Here is a 26075-nt window from a genome sequence, read left to right as displayed (position 1 = left end):
CATCATGCCTGACGTCCTGCCGCGGCCTCCAGCTGGTCGACCGTCGCGATGGTGGCGAAACGTCCGGCGAGGGCGTACTCGGTGCGCCGGATGACCTCTTCGGCAGACAGCGTGCGCGGGTCGGCCAGCAGCTCGGCGACGCTCTGGCCGGCGGGAGCGTCGCGGTGCGCGAGGGGGTTGGTCGCGGTCGCGTCGGTGACGAAGGTGACCTGGTAGCCGAGATCGGAGGCGAGGCGGGTGGTGGTCTCCACGCACTGCTCGGTGCGGATGCCGCAGACGGTGAGTTCGCGGATGCCGCGCTCGGTGAGGAGTTGCTGCAGGTTGGTGGTGGTGAAGGCGTTGTGCGAAGTCTTGTGGAGCAGTGGCTCCCCATCGGCTCGCTCCAGCTCCTCCATCAGCCGGACATGGCCGAGTGCCGGGTCGAAGACATCGCCGGTGCCGGGCGCGGTGTGCAGTACCCACACCACCAGGTCCCCGGCCTGCCGGGCGAGCCGCACGAGGCGGTTCACCTGGTCGGCGATCTTCGGGTCGGAGATGGCCGCCCACAGCGGACGGGCACGGAAGGACTCCTGGACATCGATGACGATCAGTGCTCGGGTCATGTCCCCAAGCTTGAGCCCCGGGGCATGGCGGCGACAGGCCGCATCGGGTCCGGCAGCGGACCGATCTGGTCATCGGCAAGACTGGCAGCTGAGCAATTGCGGCAGGGCGCGAGGAGACGGGTGAGCGCCTTGGGCAACGCCCCGACACCCCGCTCCGGAAGTTGGCCCCGGCGGAGCTCCGTACACTCGCCGCCGCGCCGGCCACCGACGTCAGGACCAGCGGCCCGTGCGCCCCAGCAGCAGCGCCGTCGCCGCCGTACCCGCCGTCGACGTACGCAGCACACTGCGCCCCAGCCGATACGCCTTCGCCCCCGCATGGGCGAAGGCCTCCAACTCCTCCGGAGACACGCCGCCTTCAGGACCCACCACGAGCACGATCGAGCCGGAGGTGGGCAGTTCGGTGGTGGCGAGTGGCTCGCTCGGGTGGGAGCGGTCCTCGTGGAGGACTGCCGCGAAGTCCGCCGTGGTGAGGAGTGCGGCGACCTGCTTGGTCGTCATCGGATCCGTGATGTGGGGGAAACGGACTCGGCGCGACTGTTTGCCCGCCTCGCGGGCGGTGGCCCGCCATTTGGTGAGGGCCTTGAGGCCACGGTCGCCCTTCCACTGTGTGATGCAGCGGGCGGCCGCCCAGGGGACGATCTCGTCGACGCCCGTCTCCGTCATCGTCTCGACGGCGAGTTCGCCCCGGTCGCCCTTCGGGAGGGCCTGGACGACGGTGATACGGGGCGTCGGCTCCGGCTCCTCGTGGACCTCGTGGAGTTCGGCGACCACCAGCCGGTCCTTGCCCTCGGCCGCCTTCACCACGCCCTCCGTCCAGCGCCCGCGGCCGTCCGTCAGCACTACGTCCTCGCCCGGCCGGAGCCGTTTCACGGACACGGCGTGCCGCCCCTCCGGGCCGCCGAGAACGAACTCCGGACCGGCCGGCACCTCGTCCACCACGAACACCGGCGCGGTCATCAGACGGCACCCCCGCCGGGCAAGGCCGCCAGGGCCGACTTCGCCGCGGCCAGTTCGTCCGCGAGCACCTCGACCAGCTGCTGCGCCGGCAGATCGCGGGCGAGCCGGTGCCCCTGCCCCGCCCACAGCGCCATCCCCTGCGCGTCCCCGGCCTTGGCCGCCGCCTTGCGCAGGCCGGAGGTGAGGTGGTGGACCTGGGGGTACGCGGCGGGGGCGTACGGACCGTGCTCGCGCATGAAGCGGTTCACCAGGCCGCGGGCCGGGCGACCGGAGAAGGCGCGCGTCAGCTCCGTACGTACGAAGAGGGGGTTGGTGAGCGCCTGCTTGTGCAGGGCGTTCGCTCCGGACTCGTGCGTGGCGAGGAAGGCAGTGCCGAGCTGGGCGGCGGTGGCGCCCGCGGCGAGCGCGCCGGCGATCTGGCCGCCGCGCATGATGCCGCCGGCCGCGACGATCGGGAGTCGTACGGCCTCGCGGACCTGCGCGATCAGGGAGAGCAGTCCGATGCCGGAGCCGTCCGTCTCCGGGTTGTCGCGGTGGGTGCCCTGGTGGCCGCCCGCCTCGACGCCCTGCACGATCACCGCGCCGGCGCCCGCCCGCTCCACGGCCTGCGCCTCCTCGACGGTGGTCGCGGTGACCATGGTGAACGTGCCGGCACGGGTGAGGGAGTCCAGGACCTCGCGCGTGGGGCAGCCGAAGTGGAAGGAGACGATCGGCACCGGGTTGTCGAGGAGCACGGCGAGTTTGGCGTCGTAGCCGTCGTCGCGTCCGCTGTCGGGGTCGCCCAGCTTGGTCTCGTACCAGGCCGACTCGCCGGCCAGCTGGTTGGCGTAGACCTCGACGGTGGCGGGGTCGGCGTACTCGGGCTGCGGCATGAAGAGGTTCACGCCGAAGGGCCGGTTCGTCGCCCCGCGCAGCTGCTTGATCTCCTGATACATGCCGTCGGCCGTCTTGTAGCCGGCGGCGAGAAAACCGAGCCCCCCTGCCTCGGACACGGCCGCGGCGAGCTGCGGCACGGAGACGCCGCCCGCCATCGGGGCCTGCACGATCGGAAGGGGGAAAAGATCGGTCAGTGCGGAGGACATGACGGCATGTTGTCACGTCCCCCGGAGAGGACCGAATCCGGCCTTTCACCTGGCATAGGCCAGGGGAAGTGGGCGCCGGTCAGCACCGGCAGGGAAGCCCTGCGGGCACGAGAACAAGCCCCGTTCGGCGACGGTCGAAGCCGGCCAGCCTGCCCGCGATCAGCGCCCGTCAAAGGCATCCTTCAGCCGCGAGACCCTTGCTGCCCGGGCTGACTGTGCCCACCCGGGGGGCCAACCCCTGGTCCCCCGGCCGACCGGACCTACCCGCCCACGTCAGCGCCCGTTGAAGGCATCCTTCAGCCGCGAGAACAACCCTTGCTGCCCGGGCTGGAACTGCCCCGTAGGCCGTTCCTCCCCCCGCAGCTTGGCCAGCTCGCGCAGCAGCCGCTCCTGCTCCACATCGAGCTTGTTCGGAGTCTGGACCTCGACGTGGACGATGAGGTCGCCGCGACCGCCGCCGCGCAGATGCGTGATGCCGCGGCCGTGCAGCGGGATCGACTGGCCGGACTGCGTGCCCGGGCGGATGTCGACCTCCTCCATGCCGTCGAGTGTCTCCAGCGGGACCTTCGTGCCGAGCGCCGCCGCGGTCATCGGGAGGGTGACCGTGCAGTGCAGATCGTCGCCGCGGCGCTGGAAGGCGGGGTGCGGGACCTCGTGGATCTCGACGTAGAGGTCTCCGGCGGGCCCGCCGCCGGGACCGACCTCGCCCTCTCCGGCGAGCTGGATCCGCGTGCCGTTGTCGACACCGGCCGGGATCTTCACGGTCAGGGTCCGGCGGGAGCGGACGCGTCCGTCGCCCGCGCACTCCGGGCACGGGTTCGGTACGACCGTGCCGAAGCCCTGGCACTGCGGGCAGGGCCGGGACGTCATGACCTGGCCGAGGAAGGACCGCGTGACCTGCGAGACCTCACCACGGCCACGGCACATGTCACACGTCTGCGCCGAGGTCCCCGGCGCCGCGCCCTCACCGCTGCACGTGGTGCACACGATCGCCGTGTCGACCTGGATGTCCTTCGTCGTCCCGAAGGCCGCCTCGTCGAGCTCGATCTCCAGGCGGATCATCGCGTCCTGGCCGCGGCGGGTGCGCGAGCGCGGCCCGCGCTGCGACGCCGTACCGAAGAACGCGTCCATGATGTCCGAGAAGTTCCCGAAGCCGCCGGCGCCGAAGCCACCCGCGCCACCGGCGCCCGCCTGGGACAGCGGGTCGCCGCCGAGGTCGTAGACCTGCTTCTTCTGCGGGTCCGACAACACCTCGTACGCGGCGTTGATCTCCTTGAACCGCTCCTGCGTCTTCGGATCAGGATTGACGTCCGGATGCAGCTCGCGGGCGAGTCTCCGGAAGGCCTTCTTGATCTCGTCCTGTGACGCGTCGCGGCGCACGCCGAGTACGGCGTAGTAGTCCGTGGCCACTTACGACTCCGCCAGGATCTGTCCGACGTACCGTGCCACCGCTCGTACCGCTCCCATCGTTCCCGGGTAATCCATGCGGGTCGGTCCGACCACGCCGAGTTTGGCTACTGCCTCGCCGCCCGAACCGTAACCGACGGAGACGACCGAAGTGGAGTTGAGTCCCTCATAGGCGTTCTCATGACCGATCCGCACCGTCATGCCCGAATCGCTTGCCTCACCAAGGAGTCTGAGGAGGACGACCTGCTCCTCCAATGCTTCCAGAACAGGCCGGATCGTGAGGGGAAAGTCATGTCCGAAGCGGGTGAGATTGGCGGTGCCGCCGATCATCAGCCGCTCCTCGGTCTCCTCGACGAGCGTCTCCAGGAGGGTGGAGAGCACCGTCGAGACCGTGCCGCGGTCCTCGGCCTCGAAGGCCTCGGGCAGGTCCTGCACCAGCTGCGGGACGTCCGTGAAACGGCGGCCCGCGACCCGGCTGTTGAGCCGCGCGCGTAGATCCGCCAGGGACGCCTCCCCGAACGGTGCCGGGCAGTCGACCATGCGCTGCTCGACCCGACCCGTGTCCGTGATCAGTACGAGCATGACGCGGGCCGGAGCCAGCGACAGCAGCTCCACGTGCCGCACCGTCGAACGCGTCAGGGACGGATACTGCACCACGGCGACCTGCCTGGTGAGCTGCGCCAGCAGTCGTACGGTCCGGCCCACCACGTCGTCCAGATCGACCGCGCCGTCGAGGAAGTTCTGGATCGCCCGTCGCTCGGGCGCCGTCATCGGCTTGACGCCCGCGAGCTTGTCGACGAAGAGGCGGTAGCCCTTGTCCGTGGGGATGCGTCCGGCGCTGGTGTGGGGCTGCGCGATGTAGCCCTCGTCCTCCAGCGCGGCCATGTCGTTGCGCACCGTCGCCGGGGAGACTCCGAGGCTGTGCCGCTCGGTGAGCGCCTTGGAGCCCACCGGCTCTTCCGTGCCCACGTAGTCCTGGACGATGGCGCGGAGCACTTCGAGCCTGCGTTCACTGAGCATCGCGCACACCTCCAGCTGGTCTTTCCCGTGGGCATCGCCTGTCTGCGGTTGGCACTCAGCGCGTACGAGTGCCAGCATCCCGGCTCAAGTGTACGGCCGTGGGGTAGCGCCCCGGCAAGGGCGGACTCGAGCCGCCGATCCGAGGTGTACGGGCATGTCCTGCTCTGTCGGGGACATACAGCTAGCGTCGTTGCATGACGGTGACTTGGGAAGAGTCCGCGGGATGCTGAACACGGGCTGGGTGGAGTCGGGGTGGGAGGAGCTGACACCCCGAGTCGGGCGGTGCCGTCTTCCCGTGTGGGACTGCACGGTCGGCCTGGTGGTGGGCGACGGGGCGGCGCTCATGGTCGACGCGGGGTCGAGCGTGCCGGAGGGCGTACGGCTGCGTACGGAGGCGCAAGAGCTCCTCGGGGGTGACAGGGTCACCCATCTCGCGCTCACGCATCCCCACTTCGACCATGTCTTCGGGGCGGCGGCGTTCGCCGGGGTCGAGGTTTTCGGAGCGGTGGGCGTTGACCGGGTGCTCGTTCACGACCGCGAAGAGCTGCGCGCGGACGCCGTACGCAATGGCGCCGATCCGATCGAGGCGGCCGAGGCGGCGGATCTCCTCGTCCGGCCGCGGCACCTGGTGTCCGGCGAGTGGACCCTGGACCTGGGCGGCGGCCGACAGGTCCTGCTGGCGAACGTGGGCCCCGGCCATACGCCCCACGATCTGGCGGTACTGGTCCCGGGCACGCCCGGTGCGGACTGCCCGGAGGTCGTCTTCTGCGGCGATCTGGTCGAGGAGTCCGGCGAACCCCAGGCCGGACCCGACGCCGTACCGTCCCACTGGCCCGCGGCCCTGGACCGCCTGCTGGCCCTGGGCGGCGAGGACGCGGTGTACGTCCCCGGGCACGGCGCCGCGGTGGACGCGGCCTTTGTCCGAGCCCAACGGGACGCGCTGGCAAGGCGTTTCGGGGTCTCGTGAAGGTCGCGAAGGTATCGTCTGCCGAATGCGCCAGTACTCACCGGATCTGACCCCTCCCTGGAAGAAGTCCAAGCCGGTAGCGGAGGTCCCGGCGGAGCCGGGCCTGGTCGTCGAGGAGCCCGGCACCGGCTTCTGCGGCGCCGTGATCCGCTGCGAGGCGGCCACGGTCACGCTGGAGGACCGCTTCGGCAAACACCGCGTGTTCCCGCTGGAGCCGCGCGGCTTCCTGCTGGAGGGCCGGGTGGTCACGCTCGTACGTCCGTCGTCGGCGCCGGTGCGTCCCACACGCACGGCCTCCGGCTCGGTGGCCGTCCCCGGCGCCCGCGCCCGCGTGGCCCGGGCCGGGCGCATCTACGTGGAGGGTCGCCACGACGCGGAACTGGTCGAGAAGGTCTGGGGCGACGACCTGCGCATCGAGGGCGTGGTCGTCGAGTACCTGGAGGGCATCGACGACCTCCCGTCCATCGTCGAGGACTTCGCCCCTGGCCCCGACGCCCGCCTGGGCGTCCTGGTCGACCACCTGGTGCCGGGCAGCAAGGAGTCCCGGATCGCGCAGGCGGTGACGAGTGAGTACGCGTTGGTGGTGGGCCATCCGTACATCGACGTCTGGGAGGCGGTGAAGCCGTCGTCGGCGGGGGTCGAGGGGTGGCCCCGCGTGCCCCATGGGCAGGACTGGAAGACGGGCGTCTGCCGGGCGCTGGGCTGGCCGGAGAACACGGGGGCGGCGTGGGAGCGGATCCTTGGCTCGGTGCGCTCGTACAGGGATCTGGAGCCGGCGCTGCTGGGGAGGGTGGAGGAACTGATCGACTTCGTCACGGCGGCGGAGTGAAGGCTGTGTGCGGCAGGGTTTCGCCACGGACAGGCTGAAATTCAGCCTGTCCGGCGATTGAGGACGAGGCCGTTCAGGCCAATCGGGGCCTGAGGGCGAAGCCCCCAGCGGGGTCCGGGGGCAGAGCCCATGGCGGGGGGGAGTTCGGGGCAGTGCCCCGAGGATGGGACGGGTAGGGGCGGCGGGGGCGAAAACCCCTTCAGTCCACCAGGTCCCGCACCACCGCATCCGCCAGCAACCGCCCCCGCAACGTGAGAACGGCGCGGCCCTCGTCGTACGGGCCCGCCTCCAGAAGTCCCTCGCCCAGCGCCCGCCGTGACGCCGCGAGCCCGTCCGGCCTGAGCAAGGACAGCGGGCAGCCCTCCCGGAGCCGCAGCTCCAGCAGGATCCGCTCCACCCGACGGTCCTCCTCGGAGAGGAGCTCACGCCCGGCGCCAGGCGACTTGCCCGCCGCCAAGGCGCTCGCATACGCGCCAGGATGCTTCACGTTCCACCACCGCACACCCCCCACATGGCTGTGCGCGCCGGGTCCCGCCCCCCACCAGTCGGCCCCCCGCCAGTACAACTCGTTGTGCAGACACCGCCCAGCCCCGGACGTGGCCCAGTTCGACACCTCGTACCACTCGAACCCCGCCCCCGACAGCACCTCGTCCGCGATCAGGTACCGGTCCGCGTGCACGTCGTCGTCCGTCATCGGAACCTCGCCCCGCCGGATCCGCCGCGCCAGCTGCGTCCCTTCCTCGACGATCAACGCGTACGCCGACACATGGTCCGGCCCGGCCCCCAGAGCCGCCTCCAACGACGCCCGCCAGTCATCGTCCGACTCCCCCGGCGTCCCATAGATCAGGTCCAGGTTCACATGCTCGAACCCCGCCGTCCGCGCCTCGGCGACACACGCCTCGGGGCGCCCCGGCGTATGCGTACGGTCGAGCACCTTCAGCACATGCTGTCGGGCGCTCTGCATCCCGAACGAGACCCGGTTGAAGCCCCCGGCCCGCAGGGCAGCCAGATACGACGGATCCACCGACTCCGGATTCGCCTCCGTCGTGATCTCCGCATCCTCCGCGAGCCCGAACTCCTCCCGGATCGCCCCCAGCATCCGTACGAGATCAGCGGCGGCCAGCAGCGTGGGCGTACCGCCGCCGACGAAGACCGTGCGGACCGGACGAGGGTCGTCGCCCAGGGTCTTGCGAGCCAACCGGATCTCGTCGATCAGGGTCGACGCGTAGTTGTCGCGGGAGGCGAGCACGCCCCCGCTGCCCTGCAGCTCGGTCGCGGTGTACGTGTTGAAGTCGCAGTAGCCGCAGCGCGTCGCGCAGTACGGCACATGCAGATAGAACCCGAGAGGGCGCGAGGCCGCGCCCGCCAGGGCGTGCGCGGGCAGTGTCCCGTCGTCGGGGACGGGCTCGCCGTCGGGAAGTGCGGAAGGCATGCCTTCCATTGTCCAGCACCGCCGCGCATCCCCGGCCTACTCCGCCTGCAGCACCAGCAGCGCGAGATCGTCCTCCGGCGGCCTCGGACCGAATTCGTGCACCAGGCGCCGGATCCGCTCGGCGATCAGCTCGGCGCTCAGGCCCGCGCAGCCGCTGAGGACGGTGGCAAGCCCTTCGGAGTCGTCGAACTGCCGGGCCCCGCTGCGCCGCTCCGTCACCCCGTCGGTGACACACAGGAGGCTGTCGCCGGGGCGCAGCTCGAAGCTGCCGTATGTGTACGTGGCGTCCTCGAAGACACCGAGCAGCGTCTGCGGCTGGACCACCTCGGTGAGCACCGTGCCGCAGGGTTCGAGGACCAACGGCAGCGGATGCCCGGCGGAGGCGATGGTGCAGTGCACACCGCCGTCGAAGGGGACCAGCTCGCCGTACAGCAGGGAGAGGAACCGGTTCTGCGGACCTTCGTCGGCAAGGCCGGACCCGCCGGCCGCGACCAGGGAGCGGGCGGCGGCGTCCGCGGCCTCGGTCGCGTCGTCGAGGAGCAGCTGGTTGAGGCGGTCGAGGACGTCGGGCACCTCGTAGCCCTCACGGGCGAGCAGCCGCAGCCAGGGCCGGGCGAGGCCGATGACGACGGCGGCCTCGGGCCCCTTGCCCTGGACGTCGCCGAGCGCGAAGCACCAGCGCCCGTCCCCGGCCGGGAAGAGGTCGTAGAAGTCGCCGCTCGGCCCGCCCTTGTCGCACGGCTCGTACACGAGCGCGCTGCGTACGCCCGGTATCTCGGCGACCGCTCCGGGCAGCAGGCCACGCTGCAGTACACGGCTGATGGTGGCCTGGCGCGCGTACTGCCGGGCCGCCCCGATGGCGAGGGAGACCCGGCGGCTGAGGTCCTCGACGAGCCCGGTGATCTCGTCGGGGAAGCGGACGAGCCCGGCCCGTCCGATGACGAGAGTGCCGAGCGGCCGGCCGCCCGCGATCAGCCGGTACGCGAGTGCCGTCCCGCTGTCCGCGTCCGCGCCGAGCGCTTCTCCGGGCCAGGGCATGGGAACGGGGCTGGAGCCCGCCGAGTCGGGCACGCGCGGCGGGTCCTTCTCGAGGAACAGGCGCAGCTCCTCGATACGGTTCTCGCTGCCGTGCCAGACGCGGGCGAGCCGTGGCCCGCCGATCAGGCCCCCGTCGGGCCGGCCCGGGGTCTCGTCCTCCAGCCACACCGCGCACCAGTCGGCGAGCCGCGGCACGAGCAGCTGCCCGGTGAGCGCGGCGACCAGGTCCTCGTCGAGCTGCCCGGCCAGCAGGTCGGAGGCCTCGGCGAGGAAGCAGAGGGCGCCGCGGTTGAGCCATTCCTGGTCCTGCAGCGGTACGCCGCGGCGGGGCGCGGGGGCGAGGATCTCGGCGGCCCGCACCCCGCGCAGCAGGGCGTGTTCACCGGCGTACGCCTCTGGCTCGGCCGTCTCCTCGACGGGCGCGACCCCCTCGACGGGCAGCCGCGCCCACACGGTCTTGGTGCCGGTGCGGTAGGTGATGCCCCAGGACTCGGCGAGCGCGGAGACGAGCCGCAGACCGCGCCCGTACTCGACGGTGTCGTGCGGCCGCTCCACGCCGTCGCCGCGCACCGCGCGCGCGGGATGGTGGTCGGCGACCTCGATGGCGAGCACACCGGCGGCCGATCCGGCAGTGTCTTCGGCGGTCTCGGCGGTCTCGGCGTGCTCGGCGGCTTCGAGGCACATCTCCAGGCCTACGTCCGTGCCGGCGTGCACGACCGCGTTGGTGACGAGTTCGCTGACCACGACCACAGCCTCGTCGACCAGCTGATCGGTGATGAACTCGACGCCGTGCAGGGCGAGTTCGGTCCACTCGGCGAGCGCTGTGCGGACGAAGCGGCGGGCGGCTCCCGGCGCGAGAGGGTTGCCCGGCAGCGATGTACGCGCGGCCGGGCGCGGGCGCTCAGGCGTATCAGGAGCACGGGACATGGTCTCCCGTCGCGTTGGTATGGCCCCCACTGTGCGGCTCCCTGAGCAGTTGGACGAATAGGCCTCAGGCGGCATCGACAGAGTGACAGACTGACCCCGCCCATAAGCGCCGAGTTACCGAAGTGGGCCCGCATGAGTGAGAACAGTGCTACGCAAGTGTTCGAAGACGGACAAATTCGAGCATCTGATCTGCGTCCTCTGCTCGCCGCCATGACCGCCGCCCGGGACGGTGACTTCACGAAGGTGCCGGAGACGGGGCAGGGGCTGGTGGCCGAGCTCAACACGGTGTTCAACCAGATCATGGGCCGTGACGCGCACTTCAACTCCGAGGTGCAGCGCGTCCGCCGGGAGCTGGTGCGCCACGGCCGCCTTGACGAGCGGCTCTCCGCAAGCCCTGGCCAGGGGCAGTGGACGTCCAGGGTCGACGATGTGAACCAGCTGCTCGACGCACTGGTGGCGCCCGCCGCGAACGCGACGCGCGTGCTGGACGCGGTGGCCGGCGGCGATCTGACCCAGCGGGTCGACCTGCATGACGGGAACCGTCAACTCCGGGGCGATCTACGCCGCTTGGGGCGAGCCGTCAACAAGATGGTGGATCAGCTGTCCCTGTTCACCGGAGAGGTGACCCGGGTCGCGCGCGAGGTCGGCACGGAGGGACGGCTGGGCGGTCGCGCCAAAGTGACGGGCCTGTCCGGGAGCTGGCGGGACGTGACCGAGGCCGTCAACACGATGGCATCCCGGCTGACCGCGCAGGTGCGGGACATCGCCCTGGTGACGACGGCGGTGGCGCGCGGCGATCTGACCCGCACGGTGACGGTCGAGGCGACGGGCGAGCTGCTCGAACTGAAGCTGACCGTGAACACGATGGTCGACCAGCTCTCCGCCTTCGCCGACGAGGTCACGCGAGTGGCCCGCGAGGTGGGCACGGTGGGCCAGTTGGGCGGTCGCGCGCAGGTGCGCGGGGTGTCCGGGGTGTGGAAGGACCTCACCGACAACGTCAACTTCATGGCGTCCAACCTGACGTCGCAGGTCCGCAACATCGCCCAGGTGACCACGGCCGTCGCGAACGGCGACCTCAGCCAGAAGATCACGGTCGACGCGCAGGGCGAGATCCTCGAACTCAAGTCGACGATCAACACGATGGTCGACCAGCTCTCCGCGTTCGCGGATGAGGTGACGAGGGTGGCCCGCGAGGTCGGCACCGAGGGCAACCTGGGAGGTCGCGCTCAGGTCCGTGGCGTATCCGGGGTCTGGAAGGACCTCACCGACAACGTCAACTTCATGGCGGACAACCTGACCTCACAGGTGCGGAACATCGCGCTCGTCTCGACCGCCGTCGCCCAGGGCGACCTCGGCAAGAAGATCACGGTGGAGGCGAAGGGCGAGATCCTGGAGCTGAAGTCGACGATCAACACGATGGTCGACCAGCTCTCCGCGTTCGCGGATGAGGTGACGCGAGTGGCCCGCGAGGTCGGCACCGAGGGCAACCTGGGAGGTCAGGCCCAGGTCCGTGGCGTATCCGGGGTCTGGAAGGACCTCACCGACAACGTCAACTTCATGGCGCTCAACCTGACCTCACAGGTGCGGAACATCGCCCAGGTGACCACGGCCGTCGCGAACGGCGACCTGTCCAAGAAGATCACCGTCGACGCCCGCGGCGAGATCCTCGAACTCAAGGACACCGTCAACACGATGGTGGAGCAGCTGCGCGCCTTCGCCGACGAGGTGACCCGCGTGGCCCGCGAGGTAGGCACGGACGGACGACTCGGCGGGCGTGCCCAGGTCCTGGGCGTCTCGGGTGTCTGGCGGGATCTGACCGACAACGTCAACTACATGGCGGACAACCTGACTTCACAGGTACGGAACATCGCGCAGGTCGCCACCGCCGTGGCCCAGGGTGACCTCTCCAAGAAGATCGACGTGGACGCGCGCGGCGAGATCCTGGAGCTGAAGACCACGATCAACACGATGGTGGACACCCTGTCGTCGTTCTCGTCCGAGGTGACGAGGGTGGCCCGCGAGGTGGGTTCCGAGGGCCAGCTCGGCGGCCAGGCAAGGGTCGAGGGCGTGTACGGCACCTGGAAGCGCCTGACGACGAACGTGAACGAACTCGCCTCCAACCTCACCACCCAGGTCCGCGCGATCGCCGAGGTGGCGTCCGCGGTTGCCCAGGGCGACATGTCCCGCTCCATCTCGGTGGAGACCCGCGGCGAGGTCACCGAGCTGAAGGACAACATCAACCTGATGGTGGCCAACCTCCGCGAGACGACCCGCGCGAAGGACTGGCTGGAGTCGAACCTCGCCCGCCTCGCCGCCCTGATGCAGGGCCACCGGGACCTGATGGAGGTCGCCGACCTGATCCTGCGCGAGCTGACACCGCTGGTGAACGCACAGTACGGCGCGTTCTATCTGGCCGACCCCGACGAGGACAGCCCGGCCCTGCGAACGGCCGTGCCCGCCAAGGGACTTGCCTTCATCGCCGGCTACGGGGCGGCGCAGGGCGCGACCGTGGAGACCGGCGGGCTGCCGGTGCACGGGCTGGTGGCGCAGGCGGCCCGGGAGAAGAAGCGGATCCTCGTCGAGGAGGCCCCGCCGGACTACATCAAGATCAACAGCGGTCTGGGCGAGGCGTCCCCGGCCAGCGTCGTCATCATTCCGATCCTCTTCGAGGACAAGCTGCTCGGTGTGGTCGAACTGGCCTCGTTCTCCCGCTTCTCCGATGTCCACCTGGCCTTCTTCGACCAGTTCGTGAACACCATCGGCGTCGCCATCAACACCATCATCGCCAACTCCCGTACGGAGTCCCTGCTCGGCCAGTCCCAGCAGCTGGCCACCCAGCTCCAGGAGCGCTCCGACGAACTCCAGCGTCAGCAGGCCGAGTTGCAGCGCTCGAACGCCGAACTGGAGGAGAAGGCAGCACTCCTGGCGACGTCGTCGCAGTACAAGTCGGAGTTCCTGGCGAACATGTCGCACGAGCTGCGCACACCGCTGAACTCGCTGCTGATCCTCGCCCGTCTGCTCTCCGACAACCCGGACGGCCATCTCTCCGACCAGGAGGTGCAGTTCGCGTCCACGATCCACCGCTCGGGCTCGGACCTGCTCCAGCTGATCAACGACATCCTCGACCTCTCGAAGATCGAGGCCGGCCGGATGGACGTACGCCCGAAGAAGCTGCCGCTGATCAAGCTGCTCGACTACGTCCACGCCACTTTCCGGCCGCTGACCATCGACCGGGGGCTCGCTTTCGAGGTGGCGGTCGGCGAGGGCGTACCGCGCGAGATGTACTCGGACGAGCAGCGCCTCCAGCAGATCCTGCGCAATCTGCTGTCCAACGCAATCAAGTTCACCGCGAGCGGCCGGGTCGAACTGCGCGTCAACCGCGTCAAGGACCCCGAGCACCGCTACACGCGCGGCGGCGACCACGACGAGGTGATCGCCTTCGCGGTGACCGACACCGGCATCGGTATCGCGCCGGAGAAACTCCCGGTGATCTTCGAGGCGTTCCAGCAGGCCGACGGCACCACCAACCGCAAGTACGGCGGCACCGGCCTCGGTCTGTCCATCAGCCGCGAGATCGCCAGGCTGCTCGGCGGCCGGATCATCGCCGAGAGCCAGCCGGGCGAGGGCTCCACCTTCACGCTGTACGTACCCGTCGCCAGCCCCGGCCACGCGGCAACCGGGCCCGTACCGGAGGAGCGCCAGTCGCCCGCGCCCAAGCAGGTGTCCGCCGAATCCACCGAGCCGTACACCGTCCACGACACGGACGACACCTGGCCCACGCCCACCAAGCTGGAGGCGTGGAAGGCGGGCCGGGCGGGTCAACTGCTGCCGGGACGCCGGGTGTTGATCGTGGACGACGACATCCGCAACGTCTTCGCGCTCACTCATGTCCTGGGCCGGGTCGGGATGCCCGTGCTGTACGCGGAGAACGGCCGCGAGGGCATCGAGACGCTGGAGCGCAACCCGGACGTCGAACTGGTCCTGATGGACATCATGATGCCGGAGATGGACGGCTACGAGACCATCGCCGCCATCCGCCGCACCTCGCGCTGGGCCGGCCTTCCCATCGTCGCCCTCACCGCCAAGGCGATGCCGGGCGACCGCGAGAAGTCCATCGCCCGCGGCGCCAATGACTACGTACCCAAGCCGGTGGACGTCGATCAACTGCTGACCGTCGTCTGCGCCCTTCTGGAACCGGCCGGACAAGACGACCGACAAGACGACGGACAAGACGACGACTCGGAGGCGGAGGGACGCGGCGAAGAGCCGGAAAATGTCGGCCCCGCCGTCCCGTCGCCGAACGACTGAGGCAGGCAGCCAACACCATGAGTACTGAGGCATCGACCGACGAGCGCGCCAACATCCTCCTCGTGGACGACATGGAGGACAACCTGCTCGCGCTGGAGGCCGTCCTGGGGTCCCTCAACGAGCCGCTGATACGGGCCCGTTCCGGCGAGGAAGCGATGAAGGCGCTGCTGCGCCAGCGGTTCGCCGTCGTGCTGCTCGACATCCGTATGCCGGGCATGGACGGTTTCGAGACCGCCGCGAACATCAAGCGGCTCGACCAGACCAAGGACGTCCCGATCATCTTCCTGACGGGCACGGACGCCGACTCGGGCTACGCCTTCCGCGGCTACGCCACCGGCGCCGCCGACTACCTCACCAAGCCCTTCGACCCCTGGGTCCTACGAGCCAAGGTCACGGTCTTCCTGGACCTCCACCGCAAAAACCGCCAACTGGAACGGATGCTTGCGCAGCAGCGGGCACATGGCGCGCAGGTGAACGCGCGCCTGGACGCCTTGGAGAAGCAGCTGGTGGAAGTCTCCCCGGACTTGGCGACGTTGCGCACCCAGGTCAGAGACCTCCGGGCCTTGGTAACGGGAAACGGCGCCCTGTAGGGCGGTGCAGCCGTAGCGGACGCGAGAGGACGCCCCGTAAGGGGCGCGGGGCTGTATCAATTTGCGACTCCGCCGCGTGGGCGCGACCAGCCACGAACAACCTGCAGAGGGACGCCCCGTAAGGGGCGCGGGGAACTGCGCGACCAGCCACAAACGACCGCAGCCAAAAGCCGACCGCAGTTCCCCGCTCTCCCGCGAGGCGCTAGGCCTCTCGGGAGCCCGCGTACATCTCCTCGATCAGCTCCTTGTACTCCCGCTCCACAACCGGCCGCTTCAACTTCAGACTCGGCGTCAGCTCACCGTGCTCAATGTCGAGGTCCCGCGGCAGAAGCCTGAACTTCTTGATGGTCTGCCACCGCTGAAGCCCTTCGTTGAGCTGCTTGACGTACCCGTCAATGAGCTCAACCGTCGCAGGGTCGGCGACAACCTCCGCGTACGACTTGCCCGACAGCCCGTGCTCCTCGGCCCACCCGATGATGGACGGCTCATCGAGCGCGATGAGCGCGGTGCAGAAGTTCCGGTCGGCGCCGTGCACGAGGATGTTGGACACGTACGGGCACACCGCCTTGAACTGGCCCTCGACCTCGGCCGGCGCGATGTACTTGCCGCTGGACGTCTTGATGAGGTCCTTCTTGCGGTCGGTGATCCGCAGATAGCCGTCGGGCGACAGCTCGCCGATGTCCCCGGTGTGGAACCAGCCGTCCGGCTCCAGCACTTCGGCGGTCTTCTCGGGCAGCTTGTGGTAGCCCTCCATGATCCCGGGCCCGCGCAGCAGGATCTCGCCGTCGTCCGCGATACGCACCTCGCAGCCGGGCAGCGGCTTGCCCACGGTCCCCGTGCGGTACGCCTCCCCCGGGTTCACGAAGGACGCGGCGGACGACTCGGTCAGTCCGTACCCCTCCAGGATGTGCACGCCGGCGCCGGCGAAGAAGAAGCCGATATCGGGCGCGAGCGCGGCCGATCCGGAGACGCAGGCGCGCAGATTGCCACCGAAGGCATCGCGCAGCTTGGAGTAGACGAGCGCGTCCGCCACCTTGTGCTTGGCGCCAAGACCGAAGGGCACGGAGGCCGTACCGGTCCTGCGGAAGTTGTCCTGGCTGACCTTGGCGTACTCGCGGGCGACCCCGGCCGCCCACTGGAAGATCTTGTACTTGGCTCCGCCGCCGGCGCGGGCCTTGGCCGCGACGCCGTTGTAGACCTTCTCGAAGATGCGGGGCACGGCCGCCATGTACGTCGGCTGCACCACCGGCAGATTCTCGATGATCTTGTCCACGCGGCCGTCGACGGCGGTGACGTGCCCGACGTCGATCTGCCCGGACGTGAGCACCTTGCCGAAGACATGGGCGAGCGGCAGCCACAGGTACTGCACGTCCTCGGCGCTGATCAGCCCCGTCGCGGAGGTCGCCTTGGCCATGTACGACCAGTTGTCGTGCGGCAGCCGTACGCCCTTGGGGCGGCCGGTGGTGCCGGAGGTGTAGATCAGCGTGGCGAGCTGGTCGGAGGTGATCGCGCCGACCTTCTCCTTGATGAGGTCGGGGTTCTTCTCCAGGCCGGCGGCGCCGCGCTTCTCCAGCTCGGCGAGGGTGAGCACCCAGTCACCCTCGTCCTGGGAGGAGTCCACGTCGGTGCCGTCGATGACGACGACATGGGTCAGTTCGGGGAGTTCCGCCCGCTTCTCGCGCGCCTTGGCGAGCTGAGCGGCGTCCTCCGCGATCAGGACCTTGCTCTCGGAGTCGGAGAGGATGAACGCCGACTCCTCGGCATTGGTCTGCGGGTAGACGGTCGTCGTCGCAGCGCCCGCGCACATGATGCCGAGGTCGGCGAGGATCCACTCGACCCGGGTGGCGGACGAGAGCGCGACGCGCTGCTCCGGCTGAACGCCCAGTTCGATCAGACCGGCAGCGATGGCGAAGACCCGCTCGGCGGCCTGCGCCCAGGTCAGTGACTTCCATTCGTCCGGGCCTTCGCCCGACGCGGGAGGTACGGGGTAGCGGTAAGCCTCGGCGTCCGGTGTGGCCGCCACGCGCTCCAGGAAGAGGGCCGCCACGGACGGCGGACGGTTCTCGATCAGGGTTTGTGTGTCGCTCACGACATCCTCCGGGCCCGCGACAGTGTGCGGCTGGCTCTTTGCGGCTGTTGTGTCACTCGCGGCCGCTGTTTAACTCACGAGTAACCATCGAGTGGTGATCAGAGTAGAGCGCGGCTCGCCGGTGTGTAAGGGGTGGCGGGCTGTCACTTCCTACAGAGACTCCTACACAGAGCGACCTTACGCACGCGTACGGGCCCGTCGCGCCGAAACGCGACGAGCCCGCATTCTTCCCCAGTTTCCAGGGGTAACAGTGGTTGGCTTCCCCGGAACGACGCCTGTTACTTCTTTCCCCTGCCGGAGGTCGCGCTCTCGTCGCTGGACAGCACCGCGATGAAGGCCTCTTGCGGAACCTCCACAGAGCCCACCATCTTCATCCGCTTCTTGCCCTCCTTCTGCTTCTCCAGCAGCTTCCGCTTACGGGAGATGTCACCGCCGTAGCACTTGGCCAGGACGTCCTTGCGGATGGCACGGATGGTCTCGCGGGCGATGACCCGGGAGCCGATGGCCGCCTGGATGGGCACCTCGAAGGCCTGCCGCGGGATCAGCTCGCGCAGCTTGGCGACCAGCCGCACGCCATATGCGTACGCCTGGTCCTTGTGGGTGATCGCCGAGAACGCGTCGACCTTGTCGCCGTGCAGCAGGATGTCCACCTTGACGAGGCTGGAGGTCTGCTCGCCGGTGGGCTCGTAGTCGAGGGAGGCATAGCCGCGGGTCTTGGACTTCAGCTGGTCGAAGAAGTCGAAGACGATCTCCGCGAGCGGCAGCGTGTAGCGGATCTCGACGCGGTCCTCGGAGAGGTAGTCCATGCCGAGCATGGTGCCGCGGCGGGTCTGGCACAGCTCCATGATCGAGCCGATGAACTCGCTCGGGGCGAGAATCGTGGCGCGTACGACCGGCTCGTACACCTCACTGATCTTCCCCTCGGGGAACTCGCTCGGGTTCGTCACCGTGTGCTCGACGCCGTCCTCCATGATCACGCGGTAGACCACGTTCGGTGCGGTGGCGATCAGGTCGAGCCCGAACTCGCGCTCGAGGCGCTCCCGGATCACGTCCAGGTGCAGCAGCCCGAGGAAACCGACGCGGAAACCGAAGCCGAGCGCGGCGGAGGTCTCCGGCTCGTAGACCAGCGCGGCGTCGTTGAGCTGAAGCTTGTCGAGAGCGTCGCGCAGCTCGGGGTAGTCGGAGCCGTCCAGCGGATACAGGCCCGAGAAGACCATCGGCTTCGGGTCCTTGTAGCCGCCGAGCGCCTCGGTCGCCCCCTTGTTCAGGGTCGTGATCGTGTCACCGACCTTGGACTGACGGACATCCTTCACACCGGTGATGAGGTAACCGACCTCACCGACTCCCAGGCCGTCGGCGGAGAGCATCTCGGGCGAGTTGGTCCCGATCTCCAACAGCTCGTGCGTGGCGCCGGTGGACATCATCCGGATCCGCTCGCGCTTGTTGAGCTGCCCGTCGATGACTCGTACGTACGTCACGACGCCGCGGTAGGAGTCGTACACCGAGTCGAAGATCATGGCTCGCGCCGGGGCGTCCTTGACGCCGACGGGGGCGGGAACCTGGGCGACCACCTTGTCCAGCAGCGCCTCGACGCCGAGTCCGGTCTTGGCGGAGACCTTGAGGACATCGCCGGGGTCGCAGCCGATGAGGTGGGCGAGCTCCTCGGCGAACTTCTCGGGCTGCGCGGCGGGCAGATCGATCTTGTTGAGGACGGGGATGATCGTGAGGTCGTTCTCCATCGCCAGGTAGAGGTTGGCGAGGGTCTGGGCCTCGATGCCCTGAGCGGCGTCGACGAGCAGGATCGTCCCCTCGCACGCGGCGAGCGACCGGGACACCTCGTACGTGAAGTCCACGTGCCCCGGAGTGTCGATCATGTTGAGGATGTGGGTGTTACCCGGGTCCTCGGTCGGAGCCCAGGGCAGACGGACCGCCTGGGACTTGATCGTGATGCCGCGCTCGCGCTCGATGTCCATACGGTCGAGATACTGAGCGCGCATCTGCCGCTGCTCGACCACGCCGGTCAGCTGGAGCATCCGGTCGGCGAGCGTGGACTTGCCGTGGTCGATGTGCGCGATGATGCAGAAATTGCGGATCAGAGCCGGGTCGGTACGGCTCGGCTTCGGCACATTGTTAGGGGTCGCGGGCACGCAGGGTCCTGATTCTTGAGGTATCCGCAGGGGTCAGCGGCTCGGGTTCGGATCGATACGTAGGTTCCATGGTCCCACGGGCGGGGACCGGCGACGGGTTTGGGCCGGTAGGACTACGGCTGCTAGTCTGAGCAGCTGTGTCTCATGCCCTCTGAGTCGCCCCGTGTGGGCGACCTCTGCGGGAGGCACAGACGGCTCGGCCGGGTCACCGGTGGGCCATTCGAAGATCAATCACCGGCGTGTGAGGCTCGCCCTCGTGCGCCTGAACCTGAAAAGGCTCATTCGTGGCGAACATCAAGTCCCAGATGAAGCGGATCAAGACCAACGAGAAGGCGCGGCTGCGCAACAAGGCCGTGAAGTCCTCGCTGAAGACCGCGATCCGCAAGGCCCGTGAGGCCGCTGCCGCGGGTGACGTCGAGAAGGCCACCGAGTTGCAGCGCGCTGCCGCGCGTCAGCTCGACAAGGCCGCCTCGAAGGGCGTCATCCACAAGAACCAGGCCGCCAACAAGAAGTCGGCGCTTGCTTCCCAGGTCGCTTCCCTCAAGGGCTGAACCTGTAACGCTCACTTGATTTGATCGCCGGAAGGACCCGAGCGGGCCCTCTCTCATCCGCTCCCGACCGGCACCCGACTCGTACGCGGCCTGCGTTCGCCACGCGGGTACGAGTCCTCAGCTTGAAGCCAAGGCCCCGCTTCCCGCCCTTCCCCAGGGCGGGAAGCGGGGCCTTCGGCGCCGTAAGGGGCGCGGGGCTGTATCGATTTGCGGCTCCGCCGCGATGGGGGTCCCCCCGCTCATGGGGGTCCCCCCGCTCGAGCGAAGTCGAGAGTGGGGGAGAAGTCGAGAGTGGGGGAGAAGTCGAGAGTGCGGGAGAAGCCGAGAGTAGGGGAGCGACCAGCCACGAACGACCCGCAGTCGCCTACGAACCCAAACCCATCGCCCCGGTAGGCGCCCTAACCCCGTCGGGACCGCGCGGCCCGGGCGATAGCAACGACCGCCTTCTCCAGGGCGTACTCAGGATCATCGCCCCCACCCTTGACGCCCGCGTCCGCTTCTGCCACCGCCCGGAGGGCGACCGCGACGCCGTCCGGCGTCCAGCCCCTCATCTGCTGCCGCACCCGGTCGATCTTCCACGGCGGCATCCCGAGCTCACGGGCCAGGTCGGCCGGACGCCCCCCACGCGCGGAGGACAGCTTGCCGATGGCTCGGACCCCTTGCGCCAGCGCGCTGGTGATCAGCACCGGCGCAACCCCCGTCGACAAGGACCACCGCAGCGCCTCGAGCGCCTCCGCCGCCCGCCCCTCGACGGCCCGGTCGGCGACCGTGAAGCTGGAGGCCTCGGCCCGCCCGGTGTAGTACCGCCCGACGACCGCATCGTCGATCGTCCCCTCGACGTCCGCGACCAGCTGCGCCACCGCGGACGCCAACTCCCGCAGATCACTCCCGATCGCATCGACAAGGGCCTGGCAGGCCTCCGGCGTGGCCGACCGCCCGAGCGTACGGAACTCACCGCGCACGAAGGCCAGCCGGTCCGCCGGCCTGGTCATCTTGGGGCAGGCGACCTCCCGCGCTCCCGCCTTCCGCGCGGCATCGAGCAGCCCCTTGCCCTTGGCCCCGCCGGCATGCAGCAACACCAGCGTGATCTCTTCGGCGGGCGCCCCGAAATACGCCTTCACGTCCTTGATCGTGTCCGCAGACAGATCCTGCGCACCCCGCACGACCACGACTTTCCGCTCGGCGAAGAGCGAGGGACTCGTCAGCTCGGCAAGCGTCCCCGGCTGCAACTGGTCCGACGTGAGGTCCCGTACATCCGTGTCCCGATCGGCGGCCCGCGCAGCGGTCACCACCTCTCGCACGGCACGGTCGAGCAGCAGATCCTCCTGCCCGACGGCGATCGTGACGGGGGCGAGTACATCTGCTGCGTCTGCGGATTCAGTCTTCCTGGCCATCGCGCTCAAGCATCCCACGCACCACTGACAACGCCCCCGACGCGAGCCCAGCCGCAGGGCTACGGCTCCTCCCGCCAGCCGTCCCACTCGCCCGCGAACTCGTCCAACTCCCCGGCGTCCAGCCGTCCTTCGGCATCCCGCAGGACCACCAGCCACTGCGCGTCCTCGGCATCGTCCTCACCGGCCAGGGCATCCCGCACGAGCTGCGGCTCCTCGTCTGTCCCGAACCGCTCCCCGAGCGCCTCCAACGCCTCCTGAGCGGCATCGCGATCGGGCAGCACCAGCACATGTCTCACATCGCTCACACGGACATTTTCCGGTACGCGCCGAGCACCCGGTGCCATGGCTCAGCCCTCGCTGTTCAGGCCTCGCCGTTCAGCTCTTGGGGACGATCTGTATGTCCAGGGCGACCCGGATGCTGGGACCGACCACGGCGATGCCCCGGGCGAGCATCGTCTGCCAGCTCACCGTGAAGTCGTCGCGCCGCAGCTCGGTGGTGGCCCGGCACGCCGCCCGCACCTCGCCCTCCATGCCGTTGCCGAGGCCGAGGTACTCGGTGTCGAGCGTGACCGTACGCGTCACTCCGTGCAGCGACAGCGCCCCCGTTACCGCCCACCGGTTGCCGCCCTTGTGCACAAAGCGGTCGCTGTAGAACTCCAGCGTGGGGAAGCGGTCGACGTCGAGGAAGTCCTGCGACCGCAGGTGGTCGTCGCGCATCTTGACGTTGGTGTCGATGGACGAGGCGTCGATCACCACGTGCATCGCCGTCAGATCCACCTGATCGGCGACCCGTATCACCCCGGCGAAAGTGTTGAACCGGCCATGAACCCGCGCGAGTCCGATGTGCCGCGCGGTGAACCCGATCGAGGAATGCGTGGGCTCGATCTCCCAGTCCCCCGGCTCGGGCAGTGCGGGGGGCTGGGCGACCCGAAGCGCCACATCACCGAGCGAGGTCACTGAGTTCTCGCGAACCGTGGCGCTCTCCCGGAGCGGCGTATACCCCTCCGCCGACACCCCGAGCCGGTACTCCCCCGCGGGAACCGTCGCCACGAAGGACCCGAACGGATCCACGCCCCCACTGACCACCTTGTGCCCCATGGCGTCACTGACCGTGAACTCCGCATGCGACACCGGCTGGTTGACCGGATCCAGCACCCGGCAGCTGAGCATCCCGGCACCCGTCGGCATGGGCAGGGCAGCGCGGAGACCTGTCCCCGATCCTTGCACTCGGTTCTTACGGCTTCCCAGCCAAAGGCCGACCATCTACGACACACCTCGCGCAGTATGAAACAAGACAAGCTCTGCTGGCGTTGCATTCGACCACTGGTGCGGCTTTCGAGGCAAGACTCGACCACATCGCGGGAATCCAGCAGATGTGCTGGATATTGGCATGATCAGCCAGAGTTTGCCGTTCCGCTTATGTTTCCTCCTTCAGGAACCCGCTCTCCCGACCGCTGGGACCCGCTCCAGCACGATTCCGAATCGCTCCCGGTACGCGGCCAGCACCTCCTCGTCCGTGGCCATATCCAATCCGTGTTTCCTCCCGTCGGCGGCCGTGATCGTGAGCTTCCGCCCGCTGAGCGTGATCCGGCCACCGTCGTCGGTGACTCGCGAACAGACGAGGGATCGCGTGAAGTGCGACACCGGCGAGGTGCTGTGCCACCAGGCACCGCTCACGCAGTCCTCGAGCACCCGCGGCCGCAACTCCAGCCGGTACTGAGGTGTGCCGTCCCGCAGGACATCCAGATCGCCGGAGCCCGCCGTGCCCCCGCGCACCCCTGCCGGATCCGCCCCGGCCTCGGCCAGCCTGAACGTGCCGGCCGGATCCACCTGCTCGCCCCGCTCCCCGAAAGCCAGCGGATAGTGGCTGTTCGCCCCGAACCCGACGTCGACCAGCCAGTCACCCCCGTCCGACGTCCGCACCCGCAGCGCGAGATGGTCGAACGGAATGCCCAGCCGCTCCCCCTCCCCGTACACCCGCGCCGCGAGGAGCGTCACCTCGAAACCCAAATCCGCAAGCAGCGCTCCGAACGCGCCGTTCAGCTCGTAACAGAAGCCGCCCCGCCGTGCCCTCACCACCTTGTCCAGGAGCTGTTTCTCCTCAAGCACGATCTCCTCTCCCAAGTGGATCGACAGGTTCTCGAACGGCACGGTCAGCAAATGCCGCAGTTGCAGTTCCCGGAGCGCATCGGCGGTGGGCAGCGCGGGGCGCTCGGCCCCGATCCGACGGAGATAGGCGTCTGCCTGTACGGATTCCATGCCTCCCAGTTTCCAGGACACCACTCTCCGGCTCCCGGCTCCTGGCTTGCGGGCCTCATGATCCCGCCACCCACAGGCGGTCCCCCTCGCCGGCGACGGCCATCGCCCCGTCCTCGTCCGTACGCAGCACGGTGGCGCCCCCGGCACGCAGTGCCGCCACCGTGCTCGGTGCCGGATGTCCGTACGGGTTGTCCGCGCCGCATGAGATGAGCGCGAGGCGTGGCGCCGTCCTGCGTATGAGTTCCGGGTCCTGGTAGGCCGACCCGTGATGGGCGACCTTGAGCACGTCCACGCCACCCAGTGCGGCGCCGGCCGGGGATCTCAACAGGGCCTGCTGGGCGGGCGGTTCGAGGTCACCGAGCAGGAGCAGGGTCAGCCCGGCCGACCGTACGATCAGGGCGACACTTGCGTCGTTCGGGCCCTCCGGAGTGGGAGCCGGGCGGGGCGGCGGCCACAGCACCCGCCAGTCGAGCGCGCCCGTACGCCGCCGCTCCCCCGCCAACGCCCGGGTCACCGGGATACGCCGGGCCGCCGCCTGCCGGTGCACGAACTCCGCCTGCTCCAACGGCTCTTCGAAGCCCGTCGTCTCGATCGCGCCCACCGAACGCCCGCGCAGCACGCCCGGCAGCCCCGCCACATGGTCCGCGTGGAAGTGGGTCAGCACGACGAGGGGGAGCCGGGTGATGCCCAGCGTACGCAGGCACCGGTCGACGAGGACCGGATCTGGCCCCGCGTCGACCACCACACCAGCGCCGTCCCCAGCCGCGAGCACCATCGCATCGCCCTGTCCCACGTCGCACATCGCGAACCGCCAGCCCGATGGCGGCCACCCCGTGATCACCCGGGTGATGGGCGCCGGCTGCACCAGCACCAGCAGGAGCAGCAGCGCGCAGGCACCGCTCAGCCAGGGGCGCCTCAGGAGCCTTCGGCCCGCGAGTACAAGCACCACGGTCACGCAGGCGAGCAGCAGCGCGCCCATCCAACTGTCCGGCCAGTCCACGCCCGCGCCGGGCAGGGAGGCTCCGGTGCGGGCGATGTCCGCGATCCAGCCCGCGGGCCAACTCGCGCACCACGCCAGCGCCTTGGCGACCGGCATCGCCCACAAGGCGGTGGCCAGCGTCGCGAAGCCCAGTACCGTGGCGGGCGCGACCGCGAACTCCGCGAGCAGATTGCACGGTACCGCCACCAGGCTCACCCGTGCCGAGAGGAGGACGACCACGGGCGCGCATACGGCCTGCGCCGCGCCCGCCGCGGCCAACGCCTCGGCGAGCCGCGGCGGGACCCGACGCCTCTGGAGTGCGGCGCTCCACCTCGGGGCCAGGGTGAGGAGGGCGCCGGTCGCGAGTACGGAGAGCAGGAAGCCGTAACTCCTGGACAGCCAGGGGTCGTACAGCACCAGGAGCAGAACCGCCGTGGCCAGCGCCGGAATCAGTGACCTGCGGCGGCCGGTGGCGATGGCCAGCAGCGCGATCGATCCGCAGGCCGCCGCCCGCAGCACACTCGGGTCCGGCCGGCACACGATGACAAAGCCGAGCGAGAGTGCCCCACCGAGTACGGCGGTCGCCCGCAACGGGATGCCGATTCTGGAGGCGAGGCCTCGGCGCTCGGCGCGCTGAGCAAGGCCCGGCGGCCCGATGAGCAGGGCGAGCAAGATCGTGAAGTTGGCTCCGCTGACGGCCAGAAGATGAGTGAGATCAGTCGCCTTGAACACCTCGTCCAGCTCCGGCGTGATCCGCGAGGTGTCCCCCACCACGAGTCCTGGCAACAACGCCCGCGCATCCGGCCCCAGCCCCTCGGTCGCCGCACGTAGCCCACCACGCAAGTCCCCCGCGAACCGCTGCGTCCCGGACGGCTCCCCCACCACTCGAGGTGGCCCACTGCCCTGAACCCGCAACACAGCCGCGACCCGCCCACCGTCCGCCAACTCGGGCACCACCCGCGCCTCAACCCGCACCTTCGTGGAGGGCAGGAGGGAAAGCCAGGGTGAGCCTTGTGTCTTCCCGGACGGGGCGCCGGACTCCGATGCGGCTGCGGGACCGTCGCCGGTTTCCGACCCCGCCGCGGAGCTGTCGCCGGATTCCACCCCCACCGTCACGATCACCAGTACCGGTGTCCGCGTCGCCGTCACCGTCCCGTCCGGCTGGTCGATGCGGCGGACGTCGGCATGGAGCAGTACGGCGGTCGGGGCGGCATGGGCTCCCCTGATCCGGGGGCGGGTGAGCCGGGGGTCGGAGGTGACCTCCACGTCGGCGGTCACCTCGGTGTACTTGCGCGCCAACTCCGGAACCGGCCCGCGGCGCAGGTCAGCCCCGTGCAGCCCGCCGGAGGCAGCCGCTGCCGCCACGCAGAGCAGCACGGCGGCGACGGAGGCTTTCGGCCAGGTACGCCACAGAGGGCTTCGCCGCGCGCGGTCGGGCTCCGGAACGGCGGCGGGGTGGCGCTGCGGCTCAGCGTTACCACCGTCCGATTCACCGTG

At 69.6% G+C, this 26075-nt stretch carries 19 protein-coding genes; 5 read left to right on the top strand and 14 right to left on the bottom strand.

Annotated elements, in window-relative coordinates; all coding sequences use genetic code 11:
* Nucleotides 1–2: 2 nt before the first annotated feature.
* The 5 genes from ACFYO0_RS06990 to hrcA all read right to left on the bottom strand — a co-directional run bounded on the left by ACFYO0_RS06990 (nucleotide 3) and on the right by hrcA (nucleotide 5068).
* The gene (locus tag ACFYO0_RS06990; RefSeq protein WP_388671820.1) at nucleotides 3–602 is read right to left on the bottom strand and encodes a cysteine hydrolase family protein; all 600 of its coding nucleotides are present in this window, start codon (nucleotides 600–602) and stop codon (nucleotides 3–5) included.
* 210 nt (nucleotides 603–812) lie between these two features.
* Nucleotides 813–1559, bottom strand: coding sequence for a 16S rRNA (uracil(1498)-N(3))-methyltransferase (locus tag ACFYO0_RS06985; protein WP_388671817.1), 747 nt, complete (start codon nucleotides 1557–1559; stop codon nucleotides 813–815).
* Complete coding sequence (locus ACFYO0_RS06980; protein WP_388671814.1) at nucleotides 1559–2641, bottom strand: nitronate monooxygenase; 1083 nt, start codon at nucleotides 2639–2641, stop codon at nucleotides 1559–1561. The genes ACFYO0_RS06985 and ACFYO0_RS06980 overlap by 1 nt, the downstream gene beginning before the upstream one ends.
* Before the next feature lie 273 nt (nucleotides 2642–2914).
* Nucleotides 2915–4051: a molecular chaperone DnaJ gene (gene dnaJ, locus ACFYO0_RS06975; RefSeq protein WP_388671810.1), complete on the bottom strand. Its 1137-nt coding sequence runs from the start codon at nucleotides 4049–4051 to the stop codon at nucleotides 2915–2917.
* A complete protein-coding gene (gene hrcA, locus ACFYO0_RS06970) occupies nucleotides 4052–5068 on the bottom strand; it encodes a heat-inducible transcriptional repressor HrcA (RefSeq protein ID WP_388671807.1) in 1017 nt (338 codons plus the stop codon).
* A gap of 223 nt (nucleotides 5069–5291) precedes the next feature.
* Between hrcA and ACFYO0_RS06965 the strand changes: the two genes are divergently transcribed.
* Both ACFYO0_RS06965 and ACFYO0_RS06960 read left to right on the top strand, forming a co-directional pair.
* Nucleotides 5292–6035 (top strand): MBL fold metallo-hydrolase, encoded by a 744-nt coding sequence (locus ACFYO0_RS06965; RefSeq protein ID WP_388671804.1) that lies wholly within the window; start codon nucleotides 5292–5294, stop codon nucleotides 6033–6035.
* Between the two features lie 25 nt (nucleotides 6036–6060).
* Nucleotides 6061–6864, top strand: a complete 804-nt coding sequence (locus ACFYO0_RS06960; RefSeq protein WP_388671801.1) for a DUF3097 domain-containing protein — start codon at nucleotides 6061–6063, stop codon at nucleotides 6862–6864.
* 199 nt (nucleotides 6865–7063) lie between these two features.
* On the opposite strand, the gene hemW is transcribed toward ACFYO0_RS06960, so the two are convergent.
* Both hemW and ACFYO0_RS06950 read right to left on the bottom strand, forming a co-directional pair.
* Nucleotides 7064–8296 carry a radical SAM family heme chaperone HemW gene (gene hemW, locus ACFYO0_RS06955; protein ID WP_388671798.1) on the bottom strand — a complete coding sequence of 411 codons (1233 nt, stop codon included), beginning with the start codon at nucleotides 8294–8296 and terminating at the stop codon, nucleotides 7064–7066.
* A gap of 36 nt (nucleotides 8297–8332) precedes the next feature.
* Entirely contained in the window at nucleotides 8333–10261 is a 1929-nt protein-coding gene (locus ACFYO0_RS06950; protein ID WP_388671796.1) for a SpoIIE family protein phosphatase, read from the bottom strand.
* Between the two features lie 210 nt (nucleotides 10262–10471).
* Here ACFYO0_RS06950 and ACFYO0_RS06945 point away from each other — a divergent pair, with 210 nt between their 5' ends.
* Entirely contained in the window at nucleotides 10472–14569 is a 4098-nt protein-coding gene (locus ACFYO0_RS06945; protein ID WP_388671793.1) for a HAMP domain-containing protein, read from the top strand.
* 17 nt (nucleotides 14570–14586) lie between these two features.
* The gene (locus tag ACFYO0_RS06940; RefSeq protein WP_388671790.1) at nucleotides 14587–15159 is read left to right on the top strand and encodes a two-component system response regulator; all 573 of its coding nucleotides are present in this window, start codon (nucleotides 14587–14589) and stop codon (nucleotides 15157–15159) included.
* A gap of 202 nt (nucleotides 15160–15361) precedes the next feature.
* Here the strand turns inward: ACFYO0_RS06940 and ACFYO0_RS06935 are convergent, their stop codons facing one another.
* Nucleotides 15362–17248 (bottom strand): AMP-dependent synthetase/ligase, encoded by a 1887-nt coding sequence (locus tag ACFYO0_RS06935; RefSeq protein ID WP_388671787.1) that lies wholly within the window; start codon nucleotides 17246–17248, stop codon nucleotides 15362–15364.
* Between the two features lie 278 nt (nucleotides 17249–17526).
* Entirely contained in the window at nucleotides 17527–19395 is a 1869-nt protein-coding gene (lepA, locus tag ACFYO0_RS06930) for a translation elongation factor 4 (protein WP_388671784.1), read from the bottom strand.
* Between the two features lie 284 nt (nucleotides 19396–19679).
* Between lepA and rpsT the strand changes: the two genes are divergently transcribed.
* The gene (rpsT, locus tag ACFYO0_RS06925; RefSeq protein ID WP_165341355.1) at nucleotides 19680–19946 is read left to right on the top strand and encodes a 30S ribosomal protein S20; all 267 of its coding nucleotides are present in this window, start codon (nucleotides 19680–19682) and stop codon (nucleotides 19944–19946) included.
* A 398-nt stretch (nucleotides 19947–20344) separates the two neighbouring features.
* On the opposite strand, the gene holA is transcribed toward rpsT, so the two are convergent.
* From holA to ACFYO0_RS06900, 5 genes are all read right to left on the bottom strand, one after another.
* Complete coding sequence (gene holA, locus ACFYO0_RS06920; protein ID WP_388671781.1) at nucleotides 20345–21340, bottom strand: DNA polymerase III subunit delta; 996 nt, start codon at nucleotides 21338–21340, stop codon at nucleotides 20345–20347.
* Between the two features lie 59 nt (nucleotides 21341–21399).
* Complete coding sequence (locus tag ACFYO0_RS06915; RefSeq protein ID WP_344396869.1) at nucleotides 21400–21645, bottom strand: hypothetical protein; 246 nt, start codon at nucleotides 21643–21645, stop codon at nucleotides 21400–21402.
* Between the two features lie 70 nt (nucleotides 21646–21715).
* Nucleotides 21716–22603: a YceI family protein gene (locus ACFYO0_RS06910; protein ID WP_388671777.1), complete on the bottom strand. Its 888-nt coding sequence runs from the start codon at nucleotides 22601–22603 to the stop codon at nucleotides 21716–21718.
* A gap of 168 nt (nucleotides 22604–22771) precedes the next feature.
* The gene (locus ACFYO0_RS06905) at nucleotides 22772–23599 is read right to left on the bottom strand and encodes an arylamine N-acetyltransferase (RefSeq protein ID WP_388671774.1); all 828 of its coding nucleotides are present in this window, start codon (nucleotides 23597–23599) and stop codon (nucleotides 22772–22774) included.
* Between the two features lie 55 nt (nucleotides 23600–23654).
* Nucleotides 23655–25991, bottom strand: coding sequence for a ComEC/Rec2 family competence protein (locus ACFYO0_RS06900; protein ID WP_388672748.1), 2337 nt, complete (start codon nucleotides 25989–25991; stop codon nucleotides 23655–23657).
* Nucleotides 25992–26075: the final 84 nt, after the last annotated feature.

Source organism: Streptomyces sp. NPDC006365, from assembly GCF_042870755.1.
GTDB lineage: Bacteria > Actinomycetota > Actinomycetes > Streptomycetales > Streptomycetaceae > Streptomyces > Streptomyces xiangluensis.
This window is presented reverse-complemented; position numbering and strand designations above follow the sequence as displayed.